This window comes from Candidatus Polarisedimenticolia bacterium (assembly GCA_035764505.1).
GTDB lineage: Bacteria > Acidobacteriota > Polarisedimenticolia > Gp22-AA2 > AA152 > AA152.
The window spans coordinates 1-4,834 of record DASTZC010000255.1 but is presented as its reverse complement, the minus strand read 5'-3'; the positions used below and the strand labels follow the sequence as shown (position 1 = coordinate 4,834).

The following is a 4,834-nucleotide window of genomic DNA, read 5'->3' as shown; positions in this document are numbered from 1 at the left end:
TTCAATTGTGACGGCCGGGGGGACTGGTGGCTCTCGCGCGATTTTGAAGTAAATGCGCTAGTGTTCGCGCGTTTATTGCTTTCGCAGTATTTCCCATGGGTCACATCCTGTCCTTCAAACGCCCCCGTCCGGCCATCCCGCCGCCTGTAACTGGTGTTGTGCATCCAAGGCGCGTGTGACTGACCCGCTTGCGTTGGAGCGGCTCCGGTGCGAACGAAAAAGTGTCTTGTGGTCGAAGCCGGACTCCATCGTTCGTAACGAACGCTGGACTTCGAATTTTGAAGCTCGACACCACAAGCGATCCTTTTCGACCGTAGAACGGTCGCAGCGATCACCTGGAGTTGTTTCCCATTCCCGGGTTCGAGTTGTGCCGCCGACAGCTTTGCAATGGCTGCGAACGAAAGCTTTGGAACGAATCCGCGAAAGGTCGAAATATGCCGAAAACAATAAATGAGTGAACACTAGCGCATTTACTTCAAAATCCGGTGAAGACACCCAGACCTCCAGGCTCCCAAAGCCCCGGGTTCGGACGCGAGTCGGCCCTGGCCGGTCGCGCCCTATGAGATGGCTACCTTATAATGCCGTCCCGGCCGCACCCCCCCGCGGCCAGACCCGTCTCCCGGAGAGCCATGCCCGCCCACCCCGGACAAAGTCTCGGCCACTACCGCATCGAGCGCCTGACCGGCGTCCACCAGCTGGCCCTCGCTGCCGAAGCCGCGGTGACGCCATGAGCCTCGCACCGGGCACGCGTCTCGGCCCCTACGAGATCGTCGGCCCGCTGGGCGCCGGCGGCATGGGCGAAGTCTACCGGGCCAAGGACACGCGTCTCGGCCGCGAGGTCGCGGTGAAAGTCCTGCCGCAGCACCTCAGCGAATCGCCGGAGGTGCGCGCCCGCTTCGAGCGCGAGGCCCGCACCGTCTCCAGCCTCAACCACCCGCACATCTGCACGCTGCACGACGTCGGCCAGGAAGGGGGCGTCGACTACCTGGTCATGGAGCTGGTGGAAGGGGAGACTCTTGCCTCGCGCCTGGAGCGCAGCGCCCTTCCGATGCCCGACGTGCTGCGCATCGGCATCCAGATCGCCGACGCGCTGGACCGGGCGCACCGCGCCGGCGTGGTGCATCGCGACCTCAAGCCGGCCAACATCATGCTGACCCGCGCGGGCGCCAAGCTGATGGATTTCGGCCTGGCGCGCGCGACGGGACCGGGCGGCACCCCGATCGGCGGCAGCGGCGCCACTCTGGCCACCATGACCCACTCGCCCACCGTGGCGCAGCCTCTCACCGCCCAGGGCTCGATCCTCGGCACCTTCCAGTACATGTCCCCGGAGCAGATGGAAGGCGGCGAGGCCGACGCGCGCAGCGACCTGTGGGCCCTGGGCTGTGTCCTCTACGAGATGGCCACCGGTCACAAGGCCTTCGCCGGCAAGGGGCAGGCGTCGCTCATCGGCGCCATCATGAACTCCGAGCCGCCGCCCATGACCGGGATCGTGCCGTTGACGCCGCCCGCCCTGGAGCGCCTGGTCAAGGCCTGCCTGGCCAAGGATCCCGAGGAGCGCATTCAGACCGCACACGACGTCCGGCTGCAGCTCGAATGGATCCGCGATGCCGGCTCGCAGGCCGGCGTGCCGGCCCCCGTCGCGGCGCGCCGCCGGGGCCGCGAGCTGATCGCCTGGATGGTGGGCGCTCTGGGTCTGGCGGCCGCGGCCGTCATGCTCGTCATCCACCTGAGCACTACTACAGAGGACGAAGCCTTCCAGCTCTCGATCGTGCCGCCGGCCGGCACGAACCTCAGCCCCTTTTCGTCCGTCATGGGCATCTCGCCGGACGGCCGCAAGGTGTTCTTCGCCGCCGAAAGAGAGGACCAGGCCTGCATCTACTTGCGGGCACTCGGATCCGAAACGGCGACGCCCCTGCCGGAAATCGAGAACCCCACTACGGGGCCGGGTTCGGGGGCGTTCATAGGTGGGGCGGTGTTCTGGTCTCCCGACAGCCGCTACCTCGGCTACGCCACTGTCGCCGGCAAGCTCAACAAGATCCCCGCGGGAGGAGGCGAGCCCACCAAGATCTGCAACGTGAAGTGGGCCCGCGGCGCCTCCTGGGGCAGCCAGGATCAGATTGTCTTCGCGCCGGCGCCCGAAGGTCCCCTCTACGCCGTCCCGGCGGCCGGAGGCCAGCCCACCCAGGTTACCGAGCTCGACGCGGCCCGGCACCAGACTTCCCATCGATTTCCTTCCTTCCTGTCGGACGGAGAGCATTTCGTCTATGTGGCGCTTCCGGGCGGGCCGGACGGCATGGAGATCTTCGCCGGGTCGCTGAAATCGAAAACCGCGAAGAAGATCCTCAACGCCGACTCTGCGGCCGTCTATGCCGAGCCCGGCTATCTCCTCTTCAGGCGGGAGGGGAAGATCCTGGCCCAGCCCTTCGACGCCGGACGGCTGGAGACCAGCGGCGCGGCCGTGGCCATCGCCGACGCGCCGCCCCGCACCAACCTCGACGCCGAGCCCGTGGTCTCCGCCTCGGGCAACCGGCGGCTGGTTTTCCTGCGCAGCGGCGCCGTCACGAGGCGATTGGAGTGGCTCGACCGCAGCGGCGCAGCCCGCGGCACGGTGCCGCTTCCTCCCGGGTCCTGGAGGATGTTCGCGCTCTCTCCCGACCAGCGGATGGCAGCCGTGATGAACGAGTCCGACATCTGGCTGATCGACTTGGTGCGCTTCATTCCCACTCGCTTCGCCCCTACCTTCTCGAAAGAGTCGAACGTCGTCTGGTTCAAGGACAGCCGGCGTCTGGCCTTCTCTTCCAACCAGAGCGGCCGGGCCGAAATCTACGTCGGCAGCGCTTCCGGCACGGGCGAGCCGGAGCTGGTCCCCACGACCGACGCCCAGTTCAAGAATGTGTGGGACGTCACGCCGGACGGCAAAACCCTGATCATCGGCGTCCTGGGCGCGAACAACACCTGGGATCTGTGGACCCGGTCTCTCGAGGAGGGCGGGAAGTCCGAGGTCTACCTGGCCAGCCCGGGACATGAGCTGGGGGCGAAGCTTTCACCGGATGGCCGCTGGTTGGTCTACCAGAGCGATGAATCGGGGGATCCCGAGATCTACGTCCAGTCTTTCCCGGTGCCCGGCCACAAGATGCGCATCTCCGTCGATGGAGGAACCAATCCAGGGTGGACCAGGGGCGGCAAGGAGCTCCTGTACGCCAAGGGCGACACCGTCATGTCCGTGCCGATCAAGCTGGGCACGGAGCTCGAGCCCGGCGTCCCTCGGCCCCTGATGACCGGTCCCGAGGGGACGACGGGAGGCGACGTCACCGCCGACGGCGAGCGCTTTCTGGTGACCACGGGCCCGCCGCCCGAGCGCGACCTCCGCGTCATCCTCGAGTGGCCTGCAGTCCTCAAGCATTGAGCCGATGCACTTCTCGCTGCGATCCTGCCTACTGCCTGCTCCCTGGCTCGTGGGATTTCATTTCGGCTGATTCTGGCCGGCGGGATCCAGCAGCTGCCGGATGACGGCCATGATCTGGGGGCACAGTACCCCGCTACAGGTGAATCGGGAGGCCCGCTGGCCGAAGGGAAGCGCTAGAAGTCTCTGGATTTCCGCAAGACCCCGCTGCCCTTCGCTCAAGCTTGTCTGTAAGTGAGCCCGATCATCGAGACAGGCTTGAAGATTGTTCTGATCGCCAGGAAATGGATCACAGACATCACCCAGGCCGTCTCCATCCCGGTCCGATTGGTCTGCATTCGATGCGCCAGGACAGTTGTCGGACTCATCCGGCACTCCGTCTCCATCGGAGTCAGCCAGTTCGCAAGGTGGAGACTGGAATTCACCGAGTTGCCGGATGCCGTCATGGTTGGCATCGACCCAGAAGGGAAAAGAAGTATTGCCGGACCCAGGCAATGTATCCAGCATCCAGTTCCCGTTCTTGTCCTCGGAGTCGAACCGGCCGTTGAACCTCGTGCCAGGAAGGAATCCGTCGGGACATAGCTCGGGATTGCCGCAGGGAATCCCAACATCCTCGCTCGGATCGACAATTCCGTTAGAATTCACATCACTTTCGAAGTCCAGCAGGCCGTTGCAGTTCAGGTCCTCTCGCTGCGACCCTTCGCAACCCCAGGGCGGCGTGAGACGGCCGTCCAGGTCGGCATCTTCGCCATAACCAATGATGGTTGGATCCCAGGGAGCGGGAGCGCCCCACGGCGGGAAGCAGAAGGGTTGGCCGGTGTTGGGGTCGTTCAGGCAGCCATCCAGGATTCCATTGTGATTGAGGTCTTCGAAGATGTCGTACCGACCGTCACGGTCGGTATCCTCGCATTGGGCCATTGCCGGTCGAGCCGCAAGAGCAATCGCCGACAGCAGGATTGCGAGCATGGATAGATGACGCGCGGCGCGGCTGAAACCAGCGAGATGGCGAGACTTGTCACGAGTCCAGTGAGTCATGATCCCTCCAGGCCAAGCGCAGTTCCCCGCAGCTCGATGGAGCCCGGGGGGAAGGCCTGTCATGTCGTTGAACGAAGCACCTTCTGGATACGCCTGGCTGCCATCCTTGTCAATGCCGGCGCGTCGAGCGGCGCGGAGCCTGCACAGCGCCGGCCTGCAACCCGCCCCCAAACGGCGCGAAGGGACGGGAGTCCCGCTAGCGCTTCGGGGGCGAGGCCAAATCCATCGCCGCGCTGCAGCAACAACTAGGAGAGCTTCAATTGTGACGGCCGGGGGGACTGGTGGCTCTCGCGCGATTTTGAAGTAAATGCGCTAGTGTTCGCGCGTTTATTGCTTTCGCAGTATTTCCCATGGGTCACATCCTGTCCTTCAAACGCCCCCGTCCGGCCATCCCGC

The 4,834-nt window shown here is 65.0% G+C and carries 2 protein-coding genes; one reads left to right on the top strand and one right to left on the bottom strand.

The window, feature by feature from the left end; translation table 11 throughout:
• Positions 1-727: 727 nt before the first annotated feature.
• A complete protein-coding gene (locus VFW45_16700; GenBank protein HEU5182428.1) occupies positions 728-3,406 on the top strand; it encodes a protein kinase in 2,679 nt (892 codons plus the stop codon).
• 57 nt (positions 3,407-3,463) lie between these two features.
• On the opposite strand, the gene VFW45_16695 is transcribed toward VFW45_16700, so the two are convergent.
• A complete protein-coding gene (locus VFW45_16695) occupies positions 3,464-4,438 on the bottom strand; it encodes a hypothetical protein (GenBank protein ID HEU5182427.1) in 975 nt (324 codons plus the stop codon).
• Positions 4,439-4,834: the final 396 nt, after the last annotated feature.

Excerpts from the sequence above, each read along its gene's own strand:
- VFW45_16700 (HEU5182428.1), top strand. The coding sequence starts at position 728 with ATGAGCCTCGCACCGGGCACGCGTCTCGGCCCCTACGAGATCGTCGGC.
- VFW45_16695 (HEU5182427.1), bottom strand. The coding sequence starts at position 4,438 with ATGACTCACTGGACTCGTGACAAGTCTCGCCATCTCGCTGGTTTCAGC.